This window comes from Roseivivax sp. GX 12232, from assembly GCF_021272185.1.
Classification (GTDB): domain Bacteria; phylum Pseudomonadota; class Alphaproteobacteria; order Rhodobacterales; family Rhodobacteraceae; genus Roseivivax.
Genome location: NZ_JAJSEC010000009.1, coordinates 57,228 through 81,295, shown reverse-complemented (window position 1 = coordinate 81,295; position 24,068 = coordinate 57,228). Strand labels below are relative to the sequence as shown.

The following is a 24,068-nucleotide window of genomic DNA, read 5'->3' as shown; positions in this document are numbered from 1 at the left end:
CCTTTTGCAGGACGTCCAGGGAGGAACCATGTCCAATCAACTGCCGCTGACCGGAAAGGTCATCCTCATCACCGGCGCGGGCGCCGGGATCGGCCGCGCCTTGGCCACCGAGGCCGGCAAGGCCGGCGCCAGCGTGGTGGTCAACGACCTCGGCGCCTCGCTGACCGGCGAGGCCGAGACCAGCGCCGCCGACGAGGTGGTCGCCGAGATCGAGGCCGCCGGCGGGCGCGCGGTCGCCAATGGCGACGACGTCTCGGACCCCGAAGGCGCGCAGGCCATGGTCGCCCAGGCCACCCAGGCCTTTGGGCGGCTCGACGCGGTGATCAACAACGCCGGCATCCTGCGCGACGGCTTCTTCCACAAGATGACCTACGAGAACTTCGACGCAGTGGTGAAGGTGCATCTCTACGGGGCCTTCAACGTCAGCCGCGCCGCCTCCGAGGTCTTTCGCGAGCAGTATTCCGGCTCGATCATCAACATGACCTCGGCCTCGGGGCTGATCGGCAACTACGCCCAGGCGAATTACTCGGCCGCCAAGCTGGGCGTGGCGGCGCTCTCCAAGAGCATGGCGCTGGACCTCAAGCGCTGGAACGTGCGCTCGAACTGCATCACGCCGTTTGCCTGGAGCCGGATGACCTCTTCGATCAAGGTCGACAGCCCCGAGCAGGAGGCCCGCGTGGCCAAGCTGCGGGAGATGGTGCCCGCGAAGATCGCGCCGCTCGCGCTCTATCTCGCCTCGGATGCCGCCGAGGACGTCACCGGGCAGATCTTCGCGGTGCGCAACAACGAGATCTTCCTGATGTCGCAGCCGCGGCCGATGCGCTCGGTCCATGCGGGCGACGCGGGCTGGGACATCGACAGCGTCGGCGCCCGGGCGATCCCGGCGCTCCGGTCGAACTTCCTGCCGCTGGACGTCTCGGCGGATGTGTTCTCCTGGGATCCGGTCTGAGGGGATTTGCGCGCCCGGGGGGAGCCTCGGGCGCGCGGTTTGATTTGTGCGGGCGGTAAGGGGTTCGCCTTCGGCAGGCTGAGAATTGGCAGGCGTTTGGTTTTGGCTTCTGGACTGCACCGCCGTCCGCCTCACGGTCGGCTGGGTGCCTGAATTTCAAAGTACCTCACGCACTCAAAGCCCGCCTCACGGCCCGCCCACATTCTTAGGCGTCGAAAAAGAGCCGCCCGCCATTATCAAAACTTCCCGAAAAGACTTCCCGCCCCGCGCCGGGTGGCAGCCCGCGCGCGCGGGGGCCATTATCGGGCACATCCATCCCCCAAGCCCGGAGCCGCGATGAGTGTCCCCTATTACGCCCCGACCGGCGGCCACCCCGGCCAGGACCAGCTCCTGACCGACCGCGCGGTCTTCACCGAGGCCTATGCCGTGCTGCCCCGCGGCACCATGCGCGACATCGTGACGAGCTTCCTGCCCGGCTGGGAGGGCACCCGCCTCTGGGTGCTGGCCCGCCCGATGAGCGGCTTCTCCGAGACCTTCTCGCAATACATCATGGAGGTCGCCCCTGCCGGCGGCTCCGACGCCCCCGAAAGCGATCCCGAGGCCGAGGGTGTGCTGTTCGTCGTCGCAGGCAGCGCGCTTCTCGAGGTCGGCGGCGAGACCCACGAGCTGACCCCGGGGGGCTACGCCTATCTGCCGCCCTCCTCGGGATGGACGCTCTGGAACCGGGGGACGGAGACGCTGCGCTTCCACTGGATCCGCAAGGCCTATGAGCCCGCGCCGGGGCTCTCGGCGCCCGAGCCGCTGGTCCTGAACGAGGCCGACATCGCCCCCGCGCCCATGCCCGGCACCGAGGGCCGCTGGGCCACCACGCGCTTCGTCGATCCCACCGATCTGCGCCACGACATGCATGTGACCATCGTCACGCTGCAGCCCGGCGCGGTGATCCCCTTCCTCGAGACCCATGTGATGGAGCACGGGCTCTACGTGCTCGAGGGCAAGGCGGTCTACCGGCTGAACCGCGACTGGGTCGAGGTCGAGGCCGGCGACTTCATGTGGCTGCGCGCCTTCTGCCCGCAGGCCTGCTACGCCGGCGGCCCGGGGCCGTTCCGGTATCTGCTCTACAAGGACGTGAACCGGCACATGCCGCTGCGGCCGCGCGGAGGGCGGTGAGGGGGTAGCGGGGGCGGTTTTGGTGCTCGCTTGAGCGTCGTGGCCGTCGCCTTTGATGCTTTTTGCCTGCCAAAGAGCAGAAGCCCAACTCCGACCCAATGCAAACGCAGAAGAACCGCCACAAGGCAGGCGAGACCTCAACGCCCGCCCCCTCTCACCCCGCACACCAGAGGGCGCGCGCCGGACCGGGGGCCGGCGCTGCCGACCTCTGAGCGAGGCGCTTTATCCCGGCAAGGTCAGGGCTAGGGGTGAGTTAGGCGCACCACTCACAGGAGCGCCGGCCCAAGGGGCCGGTCCGGCGCGCGCCCGGCATCTTCGATGCTATTCGGGCGCAAGGGGAGCGCGGTGACTGCGGGACCAAGCTGCTCCTAGGTTGGCAGGGCTGCCTCGCGCTGGAGGGCTTCGTTTCAAGCCCCCTCGGAAACCCTCACTCATCGCTACTCGCGCGCTTCCGCTTCCTCGGCATCCTCCGGGCAGCCAGCCGCGATTCACTCCGCATAGCCAGCGCTATCTCACCTCACTTGGAGCCCCGCCCTCACCCCTCACCCCCAACCGTCCCGCCCACCGCGGCGCTCAGCTCGCGCGCGGCGGCCATGACGGCGGCGCTCAAGCGGGCGATCTCTTCCCGCGCGACCCGGCTCGTCGGGCCGGAGACGGAGATCCCGGCCACCGCCTCGCCGGTCATGTCGAAGACCGGCGCCGCGATGCAGCGCATCCCGGCGTTCTTCTCCTCGTCGTCCACCGCGTAGCCCCGGGCGCGGATCTCGGCCAGATCCGCCCGCAGCGCCTCGGGCGCGGTGATCGTCCGGCCGGTGAAGGCCCCGAGACCGCCCTCGGCCAGCCGCCGGTCGAGCCGCGCGGCGTCCATATGCGCCAGGAGCGCCTTGCCGATCCCCGATGCATGCATCGGCGAAAGCGTCCCCGGTGGGAAGAAGGCGCGGATGCTGGCATGGGTCTCGACCTGGCTCAGGAAGAGCACCGAGCCCTCGCGTTCGACCCCGAGGTTGGCGGTCTCGCCGGTGGTCTCCATGAGCTTGCGGAGGACCGGGCGGGCGCGGTCGACCAGGCTCGTGCGGCGCAGGAAACGCGCGCCGATCACGAAGGCGCGCGGGCCGATGTGCCAGAGCTGCTCCTCGGCGTCGAATTCGACCAGCCCGCGCCCCTCGAGGGTGATCAGGATGCGGTAGACCGTGGCCGGCGACTGGCCCATCTCGGCGGCGATCACGGTCAGCGCCTTGCCCTGGGCCTCGCTCAGGAACTCGAAGACTTCCATCGCCCGATCGAGCGACTTGATGACGTTCTGATCGGTCTTGTCGTCCCAGTGGCGCGGCCGCCCCCGGGCCCGCCGGGCGCCGGTCTTCGGGTTCTCCATGACACACCTTCGCATTTCCCTGAAAAACGCCCCCACGATATGAAAAACGCAAACCCCTGACAACGGGCGAAAAATCCCGCCACCCGCATTTCTGAAAAATGGTTTTAAAAAAATTTCCCCGAGACGCGCCCCGGCGTATCCTGTCTGCATCGACGGAGGGAGTCACCGATGAGCTTTCAGAATCCGGTTTTCATTCCGGGGCCGACCAATATCCCCGAACGGCTGCGCAAGGCCTGCGACATGCCGACGATCGACCACCGCTCGCCGCTCTTCGGCGAGATCCTGCACCCCGCCCGCGCGGGTGTGCGGCGGATCCTGAAGAGCGACAGCGCCGAGGTCTTCATCTTCCCCGCGACCGGCACCGGCGGCTGGGAGACGGCGCTGAGCAACACGCTCTCGCCCGGCGACAAGGTGCTGGCGGCGCGGAACGGCATGTTCAGCCACCGCTGGATCGACATGTGCCAGCGCCACGGGCTCGAGGTGGAGATCGTCGAGACCCCCTGGGGCGCGGGCATCCCCGCCGACCGCTACGCAGAGATCCTGAGCGCCGACACAGGCCATGAGATCAAGGCCGTGCTCGCCACCCACAACGAGACGGCGACCGGCGTGCGCTCGGACATCGGCGCGGTGCGCCGGGCGATGGATGCGGCGGGCCATCCCGCGCTCCTTTTCGTCGACGGCGTCAGCTCCATCGGCTCGATGGACTTCCGCTTCGACGACTGGGGCGTCGATGTCGCGGTCACCGGCTCGCAGAAGGGCTTCATGCTGCCCGCGGGCCTCGCGATCACCGGCTTCTCGGCGCGCGCCATGGAGGCCACCAGGACCGCCCGCCTGCCGCGCACCTTCTTCGACGTGCACGACATGGCCAAGGGCTACGCCAACAGCGCCTATCCCTATACCCCCGCCGTGGGGCTGATGAACGGGCTGAACGAGGCCTGCGGGATGCTGCTCGCAGAGGGGCTGGAGAATGTCTTCGCCCGTCACCACCGCATCGCCGAGGGTGTCCGCGCCGCGGTCGCGGCCTGGGGGCTCGAGCTTTGTGCCACCTCGCCCGAGGTCTATTCCGACACCGTCAGCGCGATCCGCACGCCTGATGGCTTCGACGCCACGCGCATCGTCACCCATGCCGCCGAGACCTATGGCGTGGCCTTCGGCGTCGGCCTCGGCGAGGTCGCGGGCAAGGTCTTCCGCATCGGCCACCTCGGCAGCCTCACCGACGTGATGACCCTCTCGGGCATCGCCACGGCGGAGATGTGCATGAAGGACCTCGGGCTCGAGATTACCCTGGGCTCCGGCGTCGCGGCGGCGCAGGACTACTACCGCGGCCACCCGGCGCTGCTGCACAAGGACGCCGCCTGATGAAGGATGCCCCGATGTATATCCCGACCTACGAGGACATGCTGGCCGCGCACGACCGCATCCGCCCGCATATCCGCCGCACCCCGGTGCTGACCTCGGATCACCTGGACGATCTGACCGGCGCGAAGCTGTTCTTCAAATGCGAGAACCTGCAGGAGCCCGGCGCCTTCAAGGTGCGCGGCGCCTCGAACGCGGTCTTCGGCCTCGACGAGGACCAGGCCAGGCTGGGCGTGGCGACGCACAGCTCGGGCAACCACGCGCTCTGTCTGAGCTATGCCGCCGGGCGGCGCGGCATCCCCTGCAACGTGGTCATGCCGAAGACCGCGCCCCAGGCCAAGAAGGACGCGGTGCGGCGCTACGGCGGCCAGGTCACCGAATGCGAGCCCTCGACCTCCTCGCGCGAGGAGGTCTTCGCCCGCGTCCAGCAGGAGACCGGCGGCGAGTTCGTGCATCCCTACAACGATCCGCGCGTGATCGCGGGCCAGGGCACCTGCTCGAAGGAGCTGATGGAACAGACCGAGGGGCTCGACATCGTCACCGCGCCGATCGGCGGCGGCGGCATGATCTCGGGCACCTGCCTGACGCTCTCGACCCTGGCGCCCGAGGTGCAGATCATCGCCGCCGAGCCCGAGCAGGCCGACGACGCGATGCGCAGTTTCAAGGCCGGGCATATCATCGCCGACGACGCGCCCGAGACCATCGCCGACGGGCTGAAGGTGCCGCTCAAGGACCTGACCTGGCACTTCGTGTCGAACCACGTCAGCGACATCCTCACCGCCTCGGAGGAAGAGATCGTCGAGGCCATGAAGATCACGTGGAAATACCTGCGGATCGTCATGGAGCCCTCCTGCGCGGTGCCCCTGGCGGTGATCCTGAAGAACCGCGAGCGCTTCGCCGGCAAGCGCGTCGGTGTGGTCGTGACCGGCGGCAATGTCGACCTCGACCGCCTGCCCTGGATGGCGGGCTGAGCACTCTTTCCAAAGCGAGGGCCGGGCTTCGCGCCCGGGCCCCGCGCAAACCGAGACAGACCTGACAACAGGAGACGCCCCATGAACGCCCCCCTCTCGCTTTCCGACCTCGAGGTCGGCTTCGACGTCCCCGCCCTGCCCGGCATGTCGGCGGACGAGATCCAGACCCCCTGCCTGGTGCTCGACCTCGACGCGCTCGAACGCAACATCAAGAAGATGGGCGATTACGCCCGCGCCCATGGCATGCGCCACCGGGTGCACGGCAAGATGCACAAATCCGTCGACGTGGCGAAGCTCCAGGTCGAGCTGGGCGGCGCCTGCGGGGTCTGCTGCCAGAAGGTCTCCGAGGCCGAGGTCTTCGCCCGGGGCGGGATCACCGACGTGCTGGTCTCGAACCAGGTGCGCGACCCGCAGAAAATCGACCGGCTGGCGCGGATGCCGAAGCTCGGCGCGCGGACGATCTGCTGCGTCGATGACCTGGCCAATGTGGCCGAGCTTTCGGCGGCGGCCGAAAAGCACGGCACCGAGATCGAATGCCTGGTCGAGATCGACTGCGGCGCGGGCCGCTGCGGCGTGACCACCACGCCTGCGGTGATCGAGATCGCAGAGGCCATCGACGCCGCGCCGGGGCTGAAGTTCGCCGGCATCCAGGCCTACCAGGGTGCCATGCAACACCTCGACAGCTACGAGGATCGCAAGGCCAAGATCGACGTGGCGGTCGCCATGGTAAAGGACGCCGTGGACGGGCTGAAGGACAAGGGCCTCTCCTGCGACATCGTCGGCGGCGGCGGTACCGGGTCGTATTATTTCGAGAGCAATTCGGGCGTCTACAATGAGCTGCAATGCGGCTCCTATGCCTTCATGGATGCCGATTACGGCCGCATCCTCGACGCCGAGGGCAAGCGCATCGACCAGGGCGAATGGGAGAACGCGATGTTCCTCCTGACGCAGGTGATGAGCCACGCCAAGGCGGAGAAGGCGATCTGTGACGCCGGCCTCAAGGCGCAATCGGTCGACAGCGGGCTGCCGGTGATCTTCGGCCGCACCGACGTGGAATACGTGAAATGCTCGGACGAACACGGGGTGATCGCCGACCCCGAGGGCGTCCTCAAGGTCGGAGAGAAGCTGCGCCTGGTGCCCGGCCACTGCGACCCGACCGCCAATGTGCACGACTGGTACGTCGGCGTGCGGGGCGGCAAGGTCGAGACGCTCTGGCCGGTCTCGGCGCGCGGCAAGGCCTACTGAGGCCCCCGCGCAATCTGGAGGGCCCGGCCCGCGAGGGGCCGGGAAGCCGTCCGCGGCGTATGCCCGCCCTCCGGCGGTGGCGCGCGGACGCACGAATTTCGGACGGAGGACAGACATGCTGATCGTGCCCGAGCACGAGATCGCCGACCTGATGACCCGCGAGGCGGCCTTTGACGCCGTCGAGGCGGTCTTCGCCGCCATGGCCGCGGGCCAGGCCTACAACTTCCCCGTGGTGCGCGAGGCCCTGGGCCACGAGGACGCGCTCTACGGCTTCAAGGGCGGTTTCGACCGCTCGGGCCTGACGCTGGGGCTGAAGGCCGGGGGCTACTGGCCGAACAATCTCGAAACAAAGGGGATCATCAACCACCAGTCGACGGTCTTCCTTTTCGATCCCGACACCGGGCGGCCCCGGGCCATGGTCGGCGGCAATCTTCTGACCGCGCTGCGGACGGCGGCGGCCTCGGCGGTCTCGATCCGGCACCTGGCGCGGCGCGACGCGCGGGTCCTCGGCATGATCGGCGCGGGCCACCAGGCGAAGTTCCAGCTGCGCGCGGCGCTCGAACAGCGCGCCTTCGAGAAGGTGATCGGCTGGAACCTGCACCCCGAGATGCTGCCCGGCCTCGAAGAGGTCGCCCGCGGCGCCGGCGTGCCCTTCCAGGCGGTCGAGCTGGACGAGATGCATGCGGCGGATGTGATCGTCTCGATCACCTCCTCCTTCGCGGCGATCCTCGGGGCCGACCAGGTGGCGCCCGGCACGCATCTGGCCTGCATGGGCACCGACACCAAGGGCAAGCAGGAGGTCGACCCGGCGCTCCTGGCCCGTGCCCGGGTCTTCACCGACGAGGTGGCGCAGGCAGTGAGCCTCGGCGAGGCGCAGCACGCGGTGGCCTCGGGGCTGATCGGCGAGGGCGACATCCAGACGCTCGGTGCGGTGATCAACGGCGACGACCCCGGGCGCCGCTCGGACGAGGAGATCACGCTGTTCGACGGCACCGGGGTCGGGCTGCAGGACCTCGCCGTCGCCGCCGCCGTGGTGGACCTGGCGGTGGAGAAAGGCGTGGCGATCGAGGTGGAGGTCTGACGCGGAGGCTTTCTCGCGGTTTGGAGCGAGGCGGGATGGCCGGGCGAATGCCCGGCCGTTTTGTTTTTGAGGGGGACGGGTTTGGACGATGGCCTACCGTGGGTGTCCCGCTCATCCGTCAGCAACCCGCTTAGACCGCGCAGCACATCCCACGCCAGCCGCAGGCGCAGGGCGCGCGGCGGACCGGGGGCTGGCGCTGCCGACCTCTGAGCGACGCGCTTTATGGCGGCCATGTTCCTCTATCGGACGAATGGCGCGCGCCGCCCACAAGAGCGCCAGACCGCCGGGCCGGTCCGGCGCGCGCCCTGCGCCTGCGGCGCGGTCCGGGCGCAGCGGGTGGATGGGACGGCGCGGCCGACCTCTGAGCGATGCGATTTATGGATGCCATGTTCCTCCGCCCGTCGAACGGCGCAGACCGCCCACAAGAGCGCCAGACCGCCGGGTCGGTCCGGCGCGCGCCCTGCGCCTGCGGCGCGGTCCGGGCGCAGCGGGTGGATGGGACGGCGCGATGCACTGAATGGGGTGGTTGTGGTTAGGGCGGCCTGACGGCGGGTGGAGCTAAGCGAATGTTCAATCGCTTGTGGTCGCGACGAAGGGCAGCGGTCCGCACTTCGCCGCAGTCCACGCTCAGTGGGCCGTGAAAGCAGCCCCAGAACGACAAAAGGCGGCGCACAGAGCGCCGCCTTTTGTCGTTGGCGCCAAGGCGCGGGGTGCGGCGCGCGCCGGGCCAAGCGTGAGAGATCAGCACCCATCGTCTCCCGCCCGGCCTAAACCGCACCACCACCGCACCCCGGCGCAAGCGAGGGCCCTCGAAAGGCCCCCCGCCCTGACCTCACCCGCGTTCGTCGCGGGTGAAGCTGCCGCGCGCGTGGCCGGACATGCCGCCCGAGACCTCCTCGGTGCTCTCACCGGACAGCTCCTCGGGCAGCACCAGGTTCAGCACGATGGCGATCAGCGCCGCGGGCAGGATGCCCGAGGTCGCCAGCACCTTCAGCGTGCCCGGCAGGTATTGCAGCGCGTTGGGCTCGAGCTGCAGGCCCAGGCCCAGCGACAGGGCAATCGCGAAGATCACCATGTTGCGGCGGTTCCAGGTCACATCCGACAGCATCGAGATGCCCGCCGCGACCACCATGCCGAACATCACGATCACGCCGCCGCCCAGCACCTCGATCGGCACCGAGGAGATCACCGCGCCGATCTTCGGCACCAGCCCGCAGGCGATCAGGAAGAGCGCCCCGATGGTCACCACGTGGCGGCTCATCACGCCGGTCATGGCGATCAGCCCGACGTTCTGGCTGAAGGAGGTGTTGGGCAGCGCCCCGAAGAGCCCCGAGATCGCGGTGCCGAAACCGTCGGCATAGGTCGCGCCCTGGATCTCGCGGTCGGTGGCCTCGCGGCCCGCGCCGCCCTTGGTGATGCCCGAGACGTCACCCACCGTCTCGACCGCCGAGACGAAGGCCATGAGGCAGAAGCCCAGGATCGCCGCGACCGAGAACTCGAGCCCGAAGTGCAGCGGATCGGGCAGCGCGAAGCTCGCCGCGCGGCCGACATTGCCGAGGTTCACCTGCCCCATGACGAAGGCGAAGGCATAGCCCGCCAGAAGCCCCAGCAGCACAGCCGAAAGCGACAGCATGCCCCGGGCGAAGAACTTCAGCGCCAGGGTCACCAGGATCACCACGCCCGCCATCGACCAGTTCAGCGCCGAGCCGTATTCCGGCGTGTCGATCGCCGGGACGCCGCCCGCGGCATACTGGATGCCGACCTTCACCAGCGCCAGGCCGATCATGGTCACCACGAGGCCGGTCACCAGGGGCGGCAGCGCGAAGCGGATGCGCCCGATGAACAGGCCCAGCACCGCGTGGAAGAGGCCGCCGACCAGCACGCCGCCCATCAAGACCGCGATGGCGTCGACGCCCTTGCCCGCGACCAGCGGGATCATGATCGGGATGAAGGCGAAGCTCGTGCCCTGGACGATCGGCAGCCGCGCGCCCACCGGGCCCACGCCGATCGACTGGAAGAGCGTGGCGATGCCCGCGAAGAACATGCTCATCTGGATCATGTAGATCATCTCGGGGAAGTCGGGGCTGTTCGAGCCGAAGCCGAAGCCCGCCGCGCCGCAGACGATGATCGCCGGGGTGACGTTCGAGACGAACATCGCCAGCACGTGCTGGATGCCGAGCGGCACCGCCTGTGCGATGGGCGGCGTGTAATTGGGGTCGCGCAGCTCCTCCGCGGTCCCGATGGATGCATCAGCCATGGTGTTCCCTCCCTTTGATGCGGCAGCCGGCTCCTCAACCGGCGGTTCTCGTCAGGCGACGATGCGATAAGGCGCGTCGAACCAATGTTCCTCCAGGTTGGATCCCGCGCCGATGCGGTCGACGACCGCGAAAAGCCCCGGGGCGGACAGGGGCGTCAGCACCCCGTGCCAGGTGCCCCGGTGATAGTTCACGCCCTGCCCCGGGCTGGTCAGGAAGGCCCGCGGTTGGCCCGGCGCGCCGCCTGCGTCGGGCGCCACCACCACCAGGAAGGGCGCCTGCGTCATCGGCAGGAAAGCCTGGCTGCCCTCGGGGTGGCGTTCCACCATCTCGAGGTCGAGCGGCAGCGCGCGGGGCTCGGCGTCGAAGAGGCTGATGCCCGCCCGACCGTCCCCGAAATCGAGCCGCGCGCGGTCATGGTGCCGCCCGCAGAGCCCCTGGTTGATCAGCTTGTCCGGCGGCCCCGCGACCTCCAAGAGGTCGCCGAAGGGGGCGAAAGCCGCCGCGGTCAGCGGCTCGAGGGTGATCTCGCGGCTCATGTGCCGAGCTTCTCGCGCAGGCGCAGCTCGGCGATGCGCTCGACCTGGGCGCAGGCGGTCTCGAACTCGGTGGCGCGGTCGTTGTCGAGCCGGGCGCGGAAGGCCGCCATGATCGAGGATTTGTCGTGGTCGCGCACCGCGATGATGAAGGGGAAGCCGAATTTGGCGGTATAGGCGTCGTTCAGCTCGGTGAAGCCCGCGCGCTCCGCGTCGGTCAGCGCATCGAGCCCCGCCGAGGCCTGTTCGGCGGTCGATTCGGCCGTCAGCCGCTTGGCGGCGGCGAGCTTGCCGGCAAGGTCGGGGTGCGCGGTCAGCACGCCCATGCGGCGGCTGTCGTCGGCGCTGCGGAAGATCCGCGCCAGCGCGTTGTGCACGCCCGTGGCGCTGTCATGCGCGGGGCCCAGCTCCAGCGCATGGGCGCCCTCGGCGATCCAGGCGCTGTGCTCGAAGATGCCGCCGAACTCGGCGACGAAGGTCTCCCGGTCCATCTCGGAGGGGCGGGCGCGGTGCTCGGGGGGATGCGCGCGCGCCCAATGCTCGGCGATGTCCTCGCGGGTGGCGAACCAGACACCCTCGTGGGCGCGCATGTGATCGAGGGCGCGCTTCAGCGCCATGGCCCGGCCCGGCCGCCCGATCAGCCGGCAGTGCAGCCCGATCGAGAGCATCTTCGGCGCGCCCGCCTCACCCTCGGCATAAAGCATGTCGAAGCTGTCCTTGAGGTAGCTCTCGAACTGCTCGCCGGTGGTGAAGCCCGCCTGGATCGCGAAGCGCATGTCGTTGCAATCCATCGTGTAGGGCAGGATCAGCTGATCCTTGCCGCCCGCCTTCACCCAATAGGGCAAGTCGTCGGCGTAACTGTCGGAGATATAGGCAAAATCGCCCTCCTCGGCGGCCAGCTCCACGGTGTTCATCGAACAGCGCCCGGTGTACCAGCCGCGCGGCGCGCGCCCGGTGACCTCGGTGTGCAGCCGGATCGCCTCGCGGATCTGGGCGCGCTCCTCCTCGGGGGGCATGTCCTTGTGTTCGACCCACTTCAGCCCGTGGCTCGCAATCTCCCAGCCGGCGGCCTGCATCGCGGCGACCTGTTCGGGCCCGCGCGCCAGCGCGGTGGCCACGCCATAGACCGTGACCGGCAGGTCCGAGAGCATCCGGTGCACCCGCCAGAACCCGGCCCGCGCGCCGTAGTCGTAGATCGTCTCCATGTTCCAGTGCCGCTGGCCCGGCCAGGGCTGGGCGCCGGTGATCTCCGACAGGAAGGCCTCCGAGGCCGCATCCCCGTGCAGGATGTTGTTCTCGCCGCCCTCTTCGTAGTTCAGCACGATCTGCACGGCGATCTTCGCGCCGCCCGGCCAGTCGGCCTTGGGCGGGGTGGCACCATATCCGGTCATGTCGCGGGGATAGCGGGTCAAATTGGCACTCCTCCGGTTTCTTGCGTTCATATGACGAAAAATGCCGCGCCATTATCAAAAAAATCTAAAAGCAGCCTTCTGGCGCCGGCGCTTGGCCTGTGCCACCTCTCCACCATAGAACGGTCCCAGCTGCGAGGAGAGACGCCGATGAGTGGATATCTGACGACCCATGTGCTCGACACCGCACGCGGATGCCCCGCGGCGGGGCTCAGGATCGACCTCTACCGCATCGAGGGTGAGGCGCGGCAGCACCTGAAGACGCTGACCACCAATGACGACGGGCGCACGGACGAACAGATCCTGCCGGCCGCGGAGTTTGCCAAGGGCAGCTACGAGCTGGTGTTCCACGCCGGGGCCTATCTCGACGCCGCGGGCGTGCCGCCGGAAGAGCCGCGCTTTCTCGACGTGATCCCGATCCGCTTCGGCATGTCGGAGGCGGCGCATTACCACGTGCCGCTGCTGCTTTCGCCCTTCGGCTATTCGACCTATCGCGGCAGCTAGGTCGCGGGCGCGCCCGCCCCGGGCGCGCGGATCAGATCGCCAATGCGCGCGATCACGAAATCCATGAAGAGCCGCGTCTTGGGGTCCTGCCCGCGCCGGTGGGTGTAAAGGCAGGCCATCTGGATCGGCTCGGGCGGGGTCTCGGTCACCACCGGGACCAGCGCCCCCGAAGCCAGGTGTTCGGCGATCTCGAAGACCGGTTTCATCGCGATGCCATGGCCCGCCAGCGCCCAGTCGGTCAGCACGTCCCCGTCGTCGGATTCGTAGCGCCCCGAGACCCGGAAGCGCTTCGGCCCCTCGGGCGTGGCGAGCCGCCACTGGAACTCGGTCGCGCCCGGAAAGCGCAGGTTCAGACATTCATGCGCGCCCGAGACCAGGTCCTCGCCCTGCCGGGGCAGCCCGCGCGCGGCGATATAGTCGGGCGCGGCGCAGAGCACCCGCTCCACGTCGGCGATCTTGCGGATGCGCAGGTTGCTGTCCTCGGGCTGGCCCAGGAAGAAGGCCAGGTCCAGCCCTTCGGTGGTCAGGTCGACCTTGCGGTCGGTCAGCCGCAGCCGCACGCTGACCTGCGGGTATTCGGCCAGGAACTCCGGCACCCGGGGCGCGATCAGCCGCCGGCCCACGCCGAGCGGCGCGGCCACGTAAAGCGAGCCGCGCGGGTTCTCGGTGATGTCCATGATCTGCGCCTCGGCGCTTTCCACCGCCGCCAGGATGTCGGTCGCGCCGCGGTAGAAGGCATTGCCCTGTTCGGTCGGCGCGAGGCTGCGGGTGGTGCGCTGGAAGAGCCGCACGCCCAGGTGATCCTCGAGCTGCGAGATCCGCGCCGAGGTCACCGCCGGAGAGACGCGCAGGTCGCGCCCCGCCGCCGACATGCTGCCCAGCTCGTAGACGCGGACGAAGGTGCGGACGTTGTCGAGATAGGACATTATTCGGCAATTTTTGATGCTGCTTGGCTTTCGTCAGAAATACCAGAACAAAGAGCTTTGCACTAGGGTGACGGTGATTCCGAAGCCGAGAGGGAGCGCGCGACGATGTACGATCTGGCGATCATCTGGGACTGGCTGGCCTTCTCGGTCCGCTGGCTGCATGTCATCACCGCCATGGCCTGGATCGGGGCCTCCTTCTATTTCATCGCGCTCGACCTCATGCTGCGCGAGGCCCCGGACCTGCCCGAGGGCGCCTCGGGCGAGGAATGGGAGGTGCATGGCGGCGGTTTCTACCACACCACCAAGTATCTCGTGGCCCCCGACCGGCTGCCCGAGCATCTGACCTGGCACAAGTGGCAGAGCTACACGACCTGGCTTTCCGGCGCGGCGCTTCTGATGATCGTCTACTGGGTCGGCGGCGAGCTTTTCCTTCTCGATCCCGGCAAGGTGGACCTCGCGCTCTGGCAGGGGGTGCTGATCTCGGGCGGCTCGCTGACCATCGGCTGGCTGGCCTATGACGCGCTCTGCAAGTCGCGGCTCGGCGAGACACCGACGGCGCTGATGCTGATCCTCTTCGCGATCCTGGTGGTCATGGCCTGGGGCTACGACCAGGTCTTCACCGGCCGCGCGGCGCTTTTGCATCTCGGCGCCTTCACCGCGACGATCATGACGGCCAATGTCTTTTTCATCATCATGCCGAACCAGCGCATCGTGGTCGCCGACCTCAAGGCCGGCCGCAAGCCCGATCCGAAATACGGCAAGATCGCCAAGCTGCGCTCGACCCACAACAACTACCTGACGCTGCCGGTGGTCTTCCTGATGCTGTCGAACCACTACCCGCTGGCCTTCGGCACGGAATACGCCTGGGTGATCGCCTCGCTGATCTTCCTGACCGGGGTCACCATCCGGCATTACTTCAACACCATGCATGCCACCGGGCGGGGGCCGCATTGGACCTGGGGCGTGACGGTCTTGATCATGCTGGTGATCGCCTGGCTCTCGACCGTGCCCGGGGGCGAGAGCTACGAGGAGGCGCAGGCCCGCCCGCTCAGCCCCGCCGAGGCGCAGTTTGCCGAGGCCGAGGGCTTCGAGGCCGCCTATTTCGCCGTCATCGGCAATTGCTCCATGTGCCACGCCCGCGAGCCCTCCTGGGAGGGGATGCACTGGCCGCCCAAGGGCGTGGTGCTCGAGACCGAGGGCGATGTCGCGCGCCACGCCCAGGAGGTCTACCTGCAGGCCGGGCGCAGCCACGCCATGCCGCCCCCGGGCGCCTTCGCCATGTCCGAGGAGGCGCGCGCGGAGATCGTCACCTGGTATCGCGCGGCGACTGGGGGGTGAGCGCGGGGCTGGGTTGGTTTCGCGGTGTTGGGTTCGTGAGGCGTGAGAGGGCACCGGAGGGGGTGCCCTTTTTTGTGTCTTGTCGGTGGCAATCTTGGTGCGGGTGGCTCGGGTTTCGCCGGTCTTAGCGCACCGCCACTGGTGCGCTTGCCCGCGCATCAGAACCCTGCCCGGGCGTCGCCGCCATCGGGCCTCCCGCTCAGGCCAGCCCTTCCTTGCCCTGCGGCGGGAACAGCGTGTCGTAGCCCCAGGTGAAGACGAAAGCATACCCCATGTAGAAGACCGCGAAGGACAGGTCGAGCAGCAGCGCCTGCCAGAGCGAGATCGCCAGCCACCAGGCGAAGATCGGCAGGAGCAGCACCAGGAGCGTCGCCTCGAAGAGCGCCGCATGCAGGATCCGCAGCGGCAGCGTCTTGTGAAGATCCCCGCGCCAGCGCTTCAGCGCATGGTCGAAGCCCAGGTTGAAGAGGTAGTTCCAGGCGGTCGCCGCGGTCGCGCCCAGGAGCGCGAGCACGCCGGTCTCGGCCAGCGAATGGTCGAAGATCAGCGCGAAAAGCGGGGTGACGATGGCGAGCCCGATGATCTCGAAGCTGACGGCCTGGCGGATGCGGTCTGCGGTGGTGCGCATGGGGAGCGGCTCCTTCTGACTGTCGGGCCGTCCCGCCTGCGGACCCCTCCGGGCCAAGCGGGGCCGTCCCCGCCTGCCGCGCAATCTGCGCTCCCCGGGGTGGGGTTTCAAGAGCGGCGGCCCGCAGGCCGGGTTTGCAGGGGGCGGGTGGCGACAACGGGTGTTGCGTGGCGGGGATTGTTCGGGGTTGGGAGGGGGATGAGCGGGGGCATGGGTGCGCATGCAGGTGCGCTGGCGAGAGGTGGCTCGGGTGTTGGTGGCTGGAAGCTGGCGGTGAGCCGAAGATGGCGTCCGCCTCGGCAAAACCCAGTTCCCGACCTGTCACTCCAAGCACCAGAGTCCCGAAACCCGGCTGCCTACCTGTCACACCAGGCACCTGAGTCCGAAACCCGGCTCCCTACCTGTCACTCCAGGCACCAGAGTCCCGAAACCCGGCTCCCGACCTGTCACTGCAAGCACCAGCGTTTGGAAACCCGGCTCCCCCCCACCCATCACCCTATGCACCGGAGGGGCGTGGCGAAGTCCGCTCCACCACCTATCACCCCGCACACCAGAGGGCGCGCGCCGGACCGGGGGCCGGCGCTGCTGCCCTTCGAGCGAAGCGCTTTATCCATGCAAGGTCAGGACTAGGGGTGAGTTAGGCGCACCATTCCAAGGAGCGCCGGCCCAAGGGGCCGGTCCGGCGCGCGCCCGGCACCTTCGGTGCTATTCGGGCGCAAGAGGGGCACGGGATTATTGCGGGTCGGCCTTTACTGACACGACGCCCCGCGTCTCCGGCAGAACCCGCGTCTCCGGTAGGACCCGAATCTCCGGTAGGACCCGCTTCTGCAGCATGACCCGCGTCACCGCAGGCAGCCAGCGACCGCCCCGCCCTTCAATGCAAATTCGTCTTCCCGCTCGCCTCCTGCGCCTGCGCGCGGTCGAGGAAATCCCGCGGCTCCACCGTCTCCAGCACATGCGCGCAGGCGGCCTCGAAATCGACGCCGCTCTCCGAGGCGGAGACCTCGCGCGCCATCTCCTCGAAACCCGCGAGCCCGAGGCTCTCGGTGCCGAGGAAGACCCCGCGGGTGTTCTCCTGGGTGCTGCGGTCGACCACCAGGAAGCGCACCATCTCGGCGCGTTTCATCCGGTCGTAGGTCGGATCGGGGAACTCCGAGAGGTCGATGAACTGCTCCTGCAGGAAACCCGCCTCGCTGTCCGGCGCGACCTGCCAGAGCCAGTAGCCGACGCTGCCGAAAGGCGTCGGGATGATGCCCGAGACCAGCCCGACGTTCAGCCGGTCGACCCCCGCGGCGGCCTCGGCGATGTCGGGATCGCAGGCGCAGATGATGACGCTTTCGAGTCCCTTCTCGGTGACCATCTCGTGAAAGAAGGTGGCGGTCTGCAAGCCGGCCTCGCCTTCCCAGTCGTCTTCGTCACCGGGCGCGCCCTCGCCGTCGGTCTCGACCTCGTCACCTTCGGAGATCAGCCGCGCGACGACGCTTTTCGCCGAAAGACGGCCCGCGTCGATGTCCTCCTGCAGGAAGGGCGCCATGGCGCGGCTGCCCTCCTTCACCAGTTCGAGATGCGCATGCGGATCGGCGGTGCTGGTCAGCGAGGTGCCGAGGAAGCGCGCGGTGAAGCCCGCCGCTCCGTCGCGGTCCGGCGCCCGGAAGACGCCGATGGCGATCAGGTTGTAGCCCCGCTCGAGCGCCGCGCGCAGGGTCTCGGTCCCGGCCACCAGGCTGACGATGGAGCGCGCCACCAGCTCCTCGTAGCGCAGCCCGTTCTCGGCCACGCGATCCTTGAGGCTCTGCCAGTTGCCGCCACCGAAGAGCGTACCCAGGACCTGCACGTAATCCTCGCCCGCCGGCGTGTCGAAGACCGGCTCGGCGCTGGTGTCGAAGGCCGACTTGTCGATGGCGAAGGACGTGAAGTCGGTCTCGCCGAAGACGTGGATCACAAGCTGGTTGTCGAGTTCTGTCTGGGTGAGCATGGCGCCTCCGTTTGCGGGGCCCCCTCTACACCATGGCGGCGGGGAGATGCCATGGGTTCGGACCCCGAGGGGCAGAGGTGGCCACGCGGGCGCGGGATGTGAAGGGGGCTGGGGCCTTTGGGCGCGGCGGGGGTGGTGGGCGCAGACGTCGCCATGCGCCGCCCTTCCGGGTGCGGCTTGCGACACGCCGGACGGCGTATTACTCTGTATGACACTGCGCAACAGGGGACGCACCCATGGGCACCGCACCTTATTCGATCCGCCTCGACGACGAGCTTCGGCAATCGCTGGAGCGGGAAGCGGCGCTTGAGGATCGCCCGCCCGCGCAGCTCGCGGTCCGCGCCATCCGCGCCATGCTGGAGGCCAAGGCCACGAAACGCGCCGCCCTCGAGGCCGCGCTGCGGCAGGCCGACCAGGGACGCTTCATTTCCGCCGAAGCGATGAACGACTGGATCGACACCTGGGACACCGAGGATGAAGGGCCCGCCCCGAAGGCGGACATCACGCCCGACGAGGCATGAAGATCGTCTTCCTCGAGGACGCCGCGCGGGACATCCAGTGGTTCCGCTACTATTACGTCTCGGTCTTTCCCGAAGGCAGCGCCAAGGCCCGGGCGCATCTGAAGGCGATCCAGCAGACGCTGGCGGCCAATCCCTACGCCGGGCATCCAAGCGAGCTGCACGCAGACTTGCGCGAGCTGTCGATCCCGCGAACGCCCTTCACGCTGATCTACCGCGTGACCGCGACGCGGATTGAGATCCTGCGCCTCTGGGACAACCGGCAAGGCACCGGCTACTGAGCGCAAAAAAGCGGCGCCCGAGTGAGCGCCGCCTTCCAGGTCAACAGGCGGGGACGGGCCCCGCCCCACCCGATCACATCTCGGGCATGATCACGCTGTCGATGACGTGGATCACGCCGTTCGAGGCTTCGATATCGGCGCTGGTCACCGTCGCGCCGTCGATCATCACGCTGTCGCCGTCGATGCTGACGGTGATGCTCTCGCCCTGCACGGTCTCGGCTTCCATGCCGTCCGAGAGGTCGCCCGACATCACCGCGCCCGGCACCACGTGGTAGGTCAGGATGGCGGTCAGCTGGTCGCGGTTCTCTTCCTCGAGGAGGCTCTCCACGGTGCCCTCGGGCAGCGCGGCGAAGGCCTCGTCGGTCGGGGCGAAGACGGTGAAGGGGCCCTCGCCCTCGAGCGTCTCGACCAGGCCCGCGGCCTCGATCGCGGCGGCGAGCGTGGTGAAGTTGCCGGCCTCGGCCGCGGTCTCGAGGATGGTCATCTTGTTGCCATGGGCGGCGGCGAAGGCCGCGCCGGACATGGCCACGGCGGCGGAGGCGGTCAGGGCGAGCGTCAGGTAGGTTCTGCGGAACATGAGAGTCTCCTTGTGAAATCCGAACGCGCGGCACCCGCGCATTCACAGGGGACTACGGACGAAAGCCGCGCAGGATCATGCGCGCTTTTCTGCCATGGGGCGAATGCGCCGCCTTGACTTCGCGTCACCCCGAACCAAGCCGAGAGCTTGCGGCGGGACGAGCCAAGTTTTCGTGACATCATGTCATCGGGAGAGGGGCGCGCGGGGTGATTTTTTCGCCCGGCACCCCAAGTAAGGCCGCGCAGATCGCAGCCGCGCCGCGCAGGTGCAAGCCGCGCGACGGTCGCACCGGCGATGCGCCCCGGCCCCTAGCACAAGAGGGACCGGGGCCCGCGCAAAGCTCACGGGTCGGGCTGGCCCGGCACCGTGCGCAGATACATCACCATGGCGTCGAGATCGGCCTCCGAGGCCTTGGCCAGGAAGCTGTAGGGCATCGGCGGCAGCATCTGCCCGCCGTCGGCGCGGCGGCCCTCGGTGATCATCATCTTCAGCTCGGCGTCGGAATAGCCCGCGAGCCCGTCGGCGTGGTTGGTGATATTGGCGGCGACCGAGGTGCCCCAGGGCCCGTGGAAGACGAAGCCGCCGCGGCCGAGCCCTTCGGCCAGGTCGGGGCCCTGCGGCGTCATCGGGCTGTGGCATTCCATGCAATGCGCCAGCGCCACGAGGTAGCCGCCGTAATCCACGCTGACCCCAGGTTCGGGGGCCATGACCGCCTCCACCGGCGGGCCATAGGCGGGGGGCAGCGGGATCTTGTAGTCCGAGACGCCGGGATCATGGCTGACCGCGGGCACGCTGCGCAGGTAGGCAACGACGGCGGCCAGGTCGTCGTCCGAGATGCCGCGGTAGACGGCGAAGGGCATCGGCGGGCCGATGATGCTGCCGTCGGGGCGCCGGCCCTCGCGGATCGCCACGGCCAGTTCGGCGTCGCTCCATTCGGCGACGCGGCCGCCGGGCGTGATGTTGGGGGCCACGGCGGTGAACATCTCGTTCTTCTCCACCAGCCGCCCGCCCAGCGCGAGGTCGGCCTCGAAGCCCTGGGGGCCCAGAGGGGTGTGGCAGTTGCCGCAGCCCATGAGCCCTTCGACAAGGTATTTGCCGCGCGCCTCGGCGCTTTCCGAGGCCGCCGGCCCGGCGAGCAGCGCCAGGCAGGCGGCCGCTGCGGCCACAGACAGTCCATGCATGTGTCTTCTCCCTATCCGCGGCGTGGACGGTTGTGCCCCCGTTCTGCGCCATGGCGAGGAGTATACCACGAAAGGTTGCGCGCGGGACGTGCGGATGCCGCGTGTCGGGCGGTTGGATTGGCGAGGGTCTGAAAGCCCGGCGCCCAGCCGGACGCAGGACCGCTAACAGGCGTTTCCGTGCCCTACCCCGCGCCCTGCCCGGCATGCCGGACGCCACGCGGATCAGGCCGCCGCGCCCTCGCCCGAGAGGCCCGAGATCGCCTGGATCAGGTTGTCCTCGGTCACCTCCTCGGCGGTGAAGGTGCGCATGATCTGCCCGCTGTACATCGCCACGATGCGGTCGGAGACATGCAGCACCTCGGGCATCTCCGAGGAGATCACGATCACCGCGTAGCCCTGGGCGGCGAGATCGCGGATCAGGTTGTGGATCTCGGACTTGGAGCCGACGTCGATGCCGCGCGTCGGCTCGTCCACGATCAGCACGTTGGGGTGCATCGAGAGCCACTTGCCGATCACGATCTTCTGCTGGTTGCCGCCCGAGAGGTTGCCGACCATCTGCTTCCAGCCCGGCGTGCGGATGTCGAGCCGGTCGCGATACTGGTCGAAGATCGCCACCTCGGCTCCCTCGGCCACGAAGGGCCCGGCCTTGAGGTCCGAGACCTGCGGCAGGGTCATGTTGTCCCGGCAGTTCATGCCGAGGACCAGCCCCTGCCCCTTGCGGTCCTCGGGCACCAGGCTGATGCCGCGGGCGATGGCCTCGGCGGGGGAATGGATGCGCACCTCCTCGCCGTCGAGCAGGATCTGCCCCGCCGAAGGGTCGCGCAGGCCAAAGAGCGTCTCGGCGATCTCGGTGCGCCCGGCGCCGACCAGCCCGTAGAAGCCCAGCACCTCGCCGCGCCGCACCTCGAAATCGATGTCGCGGAAGAGCCCGCCGCAGGAGAGCCCCCGCACCTCGATCGCCACGCCGCCCAGCTCGTGGGTGCGGGCGCTGCGGGTGAGGTCGAGCTTGCGGCCGATCATCAGGCTGGTGATCTCTTCCTCGTCGGTCGCCGCGGTGTCGAGCGTGCCGCGATACTGGCCGTCGCGCAGCACGCTGATGCGGTCGGTGATCTTGAAGATCTCCTCCATGCGGTGGGAGATGTAGATGATCCCCACCCCATGGGCGCGCAGGTCCGCGATCACGTCGAAAAGCACGACCTTCTCGGCGTCGGTCAGCGAGGCCGTGGGCTCGTCGAAGATCACCGCCTTGGCGTCGACGGTCAGCGCGCGGGCGATCTCGACCATCTGCTGGTTGGCGATGGAAAGGTCGCCGACCTTGGTCTTGGCGTTGAAGCCGACCTTCAGCTTGCCGAGGATCTCGTTGGTCTGGGCCTCGAGGCGGGGCCAGTCGACCAGCCCGAAGCGTTTGCGGGGCAGCTCGCCGAGATAGATGTTCTCGGCCACGCTCAGCTCTTCGGCGAGGCTCAGTTCCTGGTGGATGAAGACGATACCCTTGGCCTTGGCCTCGAGCGGGCTGCGCATCACCACCGGGCTTTCGCCCACGACGATCTGGCCGCTGTCGGGCTGGTGGATGCCGCCCAGCACCTTCATCAGGGTCGACTTGCCGGCGCCGTTCTCGCCCATCAGGGCGTGGACCTCGCCGGGCATGACGCTGAAGGACACGCCGTCGAGGGCCCGCACCCCGGGGAAGGTCTTGACGATGCCCTCGAGCCGCAGGGCGGGGGTCTGGTCGGTCATACCTTGAGCTCCTCTTTGCCCTTGATGTTGAGCTGCCGGTCCAGGAAGAGGACCGCGATCAGGATCAGGCCGATCACCAGGTTCACCGTCTCGGTGTCGGCGCCGATATGGGCGAGCCCCTTGCGCAAAAGCTGGATCGCCAGCACCCCGCCGAGGGTCGAGATGATCGAGCCCGAGCCGCCGGTGAGCTTGGTGCCGCCGAGGACCACCGCGGTGATCACCCAGAGCTCGTAGAGCTCGCCGTCGTTGGGGTTCACCGAGCCGCTTTCGGAGTAGAAGACCACCGCCGAGAGCGCGGCGAGAAAGCCGATGATCATGAAGTTGATCATCATGTGCGGGCCGACCCGGATCCCGGCGTTCACAGCCGCCTCGCGGTTGTCGCCGATGGCATAGGCGTTGCGGCCGTGCACGGTCTTGTTCATCAGGAACCAGATCGCCGCCGTCACCGCGAGCAGGAACCAGGTTGCGGTGTGCAGGCCGAGGACCTGCGCCTCGGCGAAGTCGACCAGCGTCCAGTTCAGATGGCTGGTGGGCTGCTCGCCGTTGTACATGAAGACCAGCCCGCGGTATCCGAGCATGGCGCCCAGCGTCACGATGAAGGCGTCGACCCCGGTCTTCCAGACGATCAGCCCGTTGAGCGCGCCGAGCCCCACGCCCGCGCCCAGCGCCAGGAGCCAGGCCACCGGGATCGCCCAGTCGCCGAGGCCTGCGAAGATCGGCCAGGTCATGCTGTCGAGCAGGATGATCGCGCAGATCGCGTAGATCGCCCCGACCGAGAGGTCGATGTTGCCGTTGATCATCACGATGGTCATGCCCATGGCGATGATGCCGATCGGCGCGGACTGCTTGAACAGCAGCAACATGTTGTCGACGTCCATGAAGGCCTTGTCGCTGAGCGACATGAACTCTCCGGCGACGCTGAAGAAGATCAGCTCGAGGACGATGAAGCCCCAGATCGCGCCGCGCTTGAGGAAGGTGGACAGGGAACCCGCTTGCATAACCATTTCTCCCTTACGCGATGGGCGACCAGAGCTTGCCGCGCTTGGCCGCGATGTCGAGCCAGACCGCAAGGATGATGATGACCCAGGTGACGACATATTGGACGTAGAACTGCAGCCCGACGAGCAGCAGGCCGTTCTGGATGAAGCCCAGGATCAACACGCCGATCACCGTCTTGAAGATCGTGCCCGAGCCGCCGAGGAGCGAGGCCCCGCCGAGGATGATCGCCGCCAGCACCTCGAGCTCGAGCCCCTGGCCCACGGTGTTCTGCGAGCCGAGCGAGCGGCTGGCCTGGATCAGCCCGGCGGTGGCCACGCAGAAGGAGGACATCAGGTAGCAGATGAAGACCACCCGCGCCCGCCGGATGCCCGAGAAGGTCGCCGCGGTGCCATTGCCGCCGACGGCGTAGACCTTGCGCCCGAAAGGCGTCTTGCCGAGCGTCACGCCCAGGAGTGCCGCGAGCCCCACGAAGATCAGGATCGGCACCGGGATGCCCAGCGCCTCGCCCTGGCCGAAGACCGAGAACCAGGTGCCCTCCTTGTCGGCGATGTCCATGTTCTGGCCGCCCGAATAGGTCAGCGTCAGCCCGTGGATCGCCGAGAGCATCCCCAGCGTGACGATCAACGAATTGAGCTTCAGATAGCCCACCAGGAAGCCGATGAAGGCCCCGAGGCAGAGCGTCATGGCGAACATCGCCGGGATCGCCAGGGCCGGGCCGAGCTTGTCGTGCAGGTCCAGCACCACGATCGTCGAGAAGGACATCATCGAGCCGACCGAGAGGTCGAGGTTGCCCGAGATCACCACGAAGGTGACGCCCAGCGCCATGACCCCCAGGATCGCCGAGGACCGCATGACCCCCATGATGTTGTCGGGATCGAGAAACCGCTGATTGGCGAGGGTGAACCCCACCATGAAGACCACGAAGGCCACCAGGATGCCCTGGCGGGCCAGGAACCCGCCGATCTGCGCCTTGTTCACGCCGGACATGCGTCTCTCCCTTCCTGCGCCCCTCTGGCGCGCCTCTCTGCCTGAAATGTCAGCCATCCGTTCCCCTCCTCCG

Annotated in this window: 22 protein-coding genes; 10 read left to right on the top strand and 12 right to left on the bottom strand. The window is 68.4% G+C overall.

What is annotated here, in order from left to right:
• The first annotated feature begins 28 nt into the window (after nucleotides 1–28).
• Both LR948_RS14900 and LR948_RS14895 read left to right on the top strand, forming a co-directional pair.
• On the top strand, nucleotides 29–949 hold the full coding sequence (locus LR948_RS14900; protein WP_232754874.1) for an SDR family NAD(P)-dependent oxidoreductase: 921 nt from the start codon (nucleotides 29–31) through the stop codon (nucleotides 947–949).
• Nucleotides 950–1,285: 336 nt separating this feature from the next.
• Complete coding sequence (locus tag LR948_RS14895) at nucleotides 1,286–2,119, top strand: bifunctional allantoicase/(S)-ureidoglycine aminohydrolase (protein WP_232754873.1); 834 nt, start codon at nucleotides 1,286–1,288, stop codon at nucleotides 2,117–2,119.
• A 535-nt stretch (nucleotides 2,120–2,654) separates the two neighbouring features.
• Here the strand turns inward: LR948_RS14895 and bhcR are convergent.
• Entirely contained in the window at nucleotides 2,655–3,491 is an 837-nt protein-coding gene (gene bhcR, locus LR948_RS14890) for an HTH-type transcriptional regulator BhcR (protein ID WP_232754872.1), read from the bottom strand.
• A gap of 168 nt (nucleotides 3,492–3,659) precedes the next feature.
• On the opposite strand from bhcR, the gene bhcA reads away from it, so the two are divergent.
• The 4 genes from bhcA (at nucleotide 3,660) to bhcD (ending at nucleotide 8,144) form a co-directional block, all read left to right on the top strand.
• Nucleotides 3,660–4,850: an L-aspartate--glyoxylate aminotransferase BhcA gene (gene bhcA, locus LR948_RS14885; RefSeq protein ID WP_232754871.1), complete on the top strand. Its 1,191-nt coding sequence runs from the start codon at nucleotides 3,660–3,662 to the stop codon at nucleotides 4,848–4,850.
• Nucleotides 4,850–5,818, top strand: coding sequence for a beta-hydroxyaspartate dehydratase BhcB (gene bhcB / locus LR948_RS14880; protein ID WP_232754870.1), 969 nt, complete (start codon nucleotides 4,850–4,852; stop codon nucleotides 5,816–5,818). The genes bhcA and bhcB overlap by 1 nt, the downstream gene beginning before the upstream one ends.
• Nucleotides 5,819–5,899: 81 nt before the next feature.
• On the top strand, nucleotides 5,900–7,063 hold the full coding sequence (gene bhcC / locus LR948_RS14875; protein ID WP_232754869.1) for a 3-hydroxy-D-aspartate aldolase BhcC: 1,164 nt from the start codon (nucleotides 5,900–5,902) through the stop codon (nucleotides 7,061–7,063).
• Nucleotides 7,064–7,178: 115 nt separating this feature from the next.
• Nucleotides 7,179–8,144, top strand: a complete 966-nt coding sequence (gene bhcD / locus LR948_RS14870) for an iminosuccinate reductase BhcD (protein WP_232754868.1) — start codon at nucleotides 7,179–7,181, stop codon at nucleotides 8,142–8,144.
• Nucleotides 8,145–8,976: 832 nt separating this feature from the next.
• Here bhcD and LR948_RS14865 read toward each other — a convergent pair.
• From LR948_RS14865 to puuE, 3 genes are read right to left on the bottom strand one after another with little or no spacing between them, the layout of a single operon-like run.
• Nucleotides 8,977–10,401 carry a uracil-xanthine permease family protein gene (locus tag LR948_RS14865; protein WP_232754867.1) on the bottom strand — a complete coding sequence of 475 codons (1,425 nt, stop codon included), beginning with the start codon at nucleotides 10,399–10,401 and terminating at the stop codon, nucleotides 8,977–8,979.
• Nucleotides 10,402–10,452: 51 nt separating this feature from the next.
• Entirely contained in the window at nucleotides 10,453–10,938 is a 486-nt protein-coding gene (locus LR948_RS14860) for an ureidoglycolate lyase (RefSeq protein ID WP_232754866.1), read from the bottom strand.
• Nucleotides 10,935–12,347 carry an allantoinase PuuE gene (gene puuE, locus LR948_RS14855; RefSeq protein WP_232754865.1) on the bottom strand — a complete coding sequence of 471 codons (1,413 nt, stop codon included), beginning with the start codon at nucleotides 12,345–12,347 and terminating at the stop codon, nucleotides 10,935–10,937. The genes LR948_RS14860 and puuE overlap by 4 nt, the downstream gene beginning before the upstream one ends.
• A gap of 147 nt (nucleotides 12,348–12,494) precedes the next feature.
• On the opposite strand from puuE, the gene uraH reads away from it, so the two are divergent.
• The gene (uraH, locus tag LR948_RS14850; protein ID WP_232754864.1) at nucleotides 12,495–12,848 is read left to right on the top strand and encodes a hydroxyisourate hydrolase; all 354 of its coding nucleotides are present in this window, start codon (nucleotides 12,495–12,497) and stop codon (nucleotides 12,846–12,848) included.
• Here uraH and LR948_RS14845 read toward each other — a convergent pair.
• A complete protein-coding gene (locus LR948_RS14845; protein WP_232754863.1) occupies nucleotides 12,845–13,774 on the bottom strand; it encodes a LysR family transcriptional regulator in 930 nt (309 codons plus the stop codon). The two genes, uraH and LR948_RS14845, sit on opposite strands and share 4 nt — an antisense overlap.
• A 105-nt stretch (nucleotides 13,775–13,879) precedes the next feature.
• On the opposite strand from LR948_RS14845, the gene LR948_RS14840 reads away from it, so the two are divergent.
• On the top strand, nucleotides 13,880–15,112 hold the full coding sequence (locus tag LR948_RS14840) for a urate hydroxylase PuuD (protein WP_232754862.1): 1,233 nt from the start codon (nucleotides 13,880–13,882) through the stop codon (nucleotides 15,110–15,112).
• A 199-nt stretch (nucleotides 15,113–15,311) separates the two neighbouring features.
• Here the strand turns inward: LR948_RS14840 and LR948_RS14835 are convergent, their stop codons facing one another.
• Both LR948_RS14835 and LR948_RS14830 read right to left on the bottom strand, forming a co-directional pair.
• A complete protein-coding gene (locus LR948_RS14835; RefSeq protein ID WP_232754861.1) occupies nucleotides 15,312–15,740 on the bottom strand; it encodes a PACE efflux transporter in 429 nt (142 codons plus the stop codon).
• 874 nt (nucleotides 15,741–16,614) lie between these two features.
• Nucleotides 16,615–17,715 carry a hypothetical protein gene (locus LR948_RS14830; protein ID WP_232754860.1) on the bottom strand — a complete coding sequence of 367 codons (1,101 nt, stop codon included), beginning with the start codon at nucleotides 17,713–17,715 and terminating at the stop codon, nucleotides 16,615–16,617.
• Between the two features lie 236 nt (nucleotides 17,716–17,951).
• Here LR948_RS14830 and LR948_RS14825 point away from each other — a divergent pair, with 236 nt between their 5' ends.
• Nucleotides 17,952–18,236, top strand: coding sequence for a CopG family ribbon-helix-helix protein (locus tag LR948_RS14825; protein ID WP_232754859.1), 285 nt, complete (start codon nucleotides 17,952–17,954; stop codon nucleotides 18,234–18,236).
• Complete coding sequence (locus LR948_RS14820) at nucleotides 18,233–18,514, top strand: type II toxin-antitoxin system RelE/ParE family toxin (protein ID WP_232754858.1); 282 nt, start codon at nucleotides 18,233–18,235, stop codon at nucleotides 18,512–18,514. The genes LR948_RS14825 and LR948_RS14820 overlap by 4 nt, the downstream gene beginning before the upstream one ends.
• A 73-nt stretch (nucleotides 18,515–18,587) precedes the next feature.
• Here LR948_RS14820 and LR948_RS14815 read toward each other — a convergent pair whose 3' ends face one another.
• The 5 genes from LR948_RS14815 to LR948_RS14795 form a co-directional block, all read right to left on the bottom strand.
• Nucleotides 18,588–19,091 carry a fasciclin domain-containing protein gene (locus tag LR948_RS14815; protein ID WP_232754857.1) on the bottom strand — a complete coding sequence of 168 codons (504 nt, stop codon included), beginning with the start codon at nucleotides 19,089–19,091 and terminating at the stop codon, nucleotides 18,588–18,590.
• A 341-nt stretch (nucleotides 19,092–19,432) separates the two neighbouring features.
• Nucleotides 19,433–20,272 carry a cytochrome c gene (locus LR948_RS14810; protein ID WP_232754856.1) on the bottom strand — a complete coding sequence of 280 codons (840 nt, stop codon included), beginning with the start codon at nucleotides 20,270–20,272 and terminating at the stop codon, nucleotides 19,433–19,435.
• 222 nt (nucleotides 20,273–20,494) lie between these two features.
• Nucleotides 20,495–22,009, bottom strand: coding sequence for a sugar ABC transporter ATP-binding protein (locus LR948_RS14805; RefSeq protein ID WP_232754855.1), 1,515 nt, complete (start codon nucleotides 22,007–22,009; stop codon nucleotides 20,495–20,497).
• Nucleotides 22,006–23,007, bottom strand: a complete 1,002-nt coding sequence (locus LR948_RS14800) for an ABC transporter permease (protein WP_232754854.1) — start codon at nucleotides 23,005–23,007, stop codon at nucleotides 22,006–22,008. Before LR948_RS14800 ends, LR948_RS14805 begins: the two co-directional genes overlap by 4 nt.
• 13 nt (nucleotides 23,008–23,020) lie before the next feature.
• Complete coding sequence (locus LR948_RS14795) at nucleotides 23,021–23,995, bottom strand: ABC transporter permease (protein WP_232754853.1); 975 nt, start codon at nucleotides 23,993–23,995, stop codon at nucleotides 23,021–23,023.
• Nucleotides 23,996–24,068 lie beyond the last annotated feature (73 nt).

Bases quoted from the DNA above. Each gene is read 5' to 3' on its own strand.
- LR948_RS14800 (WP_232754854.1), bottom strand. From the start codon at position 23,007: ATGCAAGCGGGTTCCCTGTCCACCTTCCTCAAGCGCGGCGCGATCTGG.
- LR948_RS14820 (WP_232754858.1), top strand. From the start codon at position 18,233: ATGAAGATCGTCTTCCTCGAGGACGCCGCGCGGGACATCCAGTGGTTC.
- LR948_RS14895 (WP_232754873.1), top strand. From the start codon at position 1,286: ATGAGTGTCCCCTATTACGCCCCGACCGGCGGCCACCCCGGCCAGGAC.
- bhcA (WP_232754871.1), top strand. From the start codon at position 3,660: ATGAGCTTTCAGAATCCGGTTTTCATTCCGGGGCCGACCAATATCCCC.
- LR948_RS14810 (WP_232754856.1), bottom strand. From the start codon at position 20,272: ATGCATGGACTGTCTGTGGCCGCAGCGGCCGCCTGCCTGGCGCTGCTC.
- LR948_RS14835 (WP_232754861.1), bottom strand. From the start codon at position 15,740: ATGCGCACCACCGCAGACCGCATCCGCCAGGCCGTCAGCTTCGAGATC.
- LR948_RS14795 (WP_232754853.1), bottom strand. From the start codon at position 23,995: ATGTCCGGCGTGAACAAGGCGCAGATCGGCGGGTTCCTGGCCCGCCAG.
- bhcC (WP_232754869.1), top strand. From the start codon at position 5,900: ATGAACGCCCCCCTCTCGCTTTCCGACCTCGAGGTCGGCTTCGACGTC.
- LR948_RS14900 (WP_232754874.1), top strand. From the start codon at position 29: ATGTCCAATCAACTGCCGCTGACCGGAAAGGTCATCCTCATCACCGGC.
- LR948_RS14845 (WP_232754863.1), bottom strand. From the start codon at position 13,774: ATGTCCTATCTCGACAACGTCCGCACCTTCGTCCGCGTCTACGAGCTG.
- LR948_RS14825 (WP_232754859.1), top strand. From the start codon at position 17,952: ATGGGCACCGCACCTTATTCGATCCGCCTCGACGACGAGCTTCGGCAA.
- LR948_RS14805 (WP_232754855.1), bottom strand. From the start codon at position 22,009: ATGACCGACCAGACCCCCGCCCTGCGGCTCGAGGGCATCGTCAAGACC.
- LR948_RS14830 (WP_232754860.1), bottom strand. From the start codon at position 17,715: ATGCTCACCCAGACAGAACTCGACAACCAGCTTGTGATCCACGTCTTC.
- LR948_RS14865 (WP_232754867.1), bottom strand. From the start codon at position 10,401: ATGGCTGATGCATCCATCGGGACCGCGGAGGAGCTGCGCGACCCCAAT.
- bhcR (WP_232754872.1), bottom strand. From the start codon at position 3,491: ATGGAGAACCCGAAGACCGGCGCCCGGCGGGCCCGGGGGCGGCCGCGC.
- uraH (WP_232754864.1), top strand. From the start codon at position 12,495: ATGAGTGGATATCTGACGACCCATGTGCTCGACACCGCACGCGGATGC.
- bhcD (WP_232754868.1), top strand. From the start codon at position 7,179: ATGCTGATCGTGCCCGAGCACGAGATCGCCGACCTGATGACCCGCGAG.
- LR948_RS14860 (WP_232754866.1), bottom strand. From the start codon at position 10,938: ATGAGCCGCGAGATCACCCTCGAGCCGCTGACCGCGGCGGCTTTCGCC.
- LR948_RS14815 (WP_232754857.1), bottom strand. From the start codon at position 19,091: ATGTTCCGCAGAACCTACCTGACGCTCGCCCTGACCGCCTCCGCCGCC.
- LR948_RS14840 (WP_232754862.1), top strand. From the start codon at position 13,880: ATGTACGATCTGGCGATCATCTGGGACTGGCTGGCCTTCTCGGTCCGC.
- bhcB (WP_232754870.1), top strand. From the start codon at position 4,850: ATGAAGGATGCCCCGATGTATATCCCGACCTACGAGGACATGCTGGCC.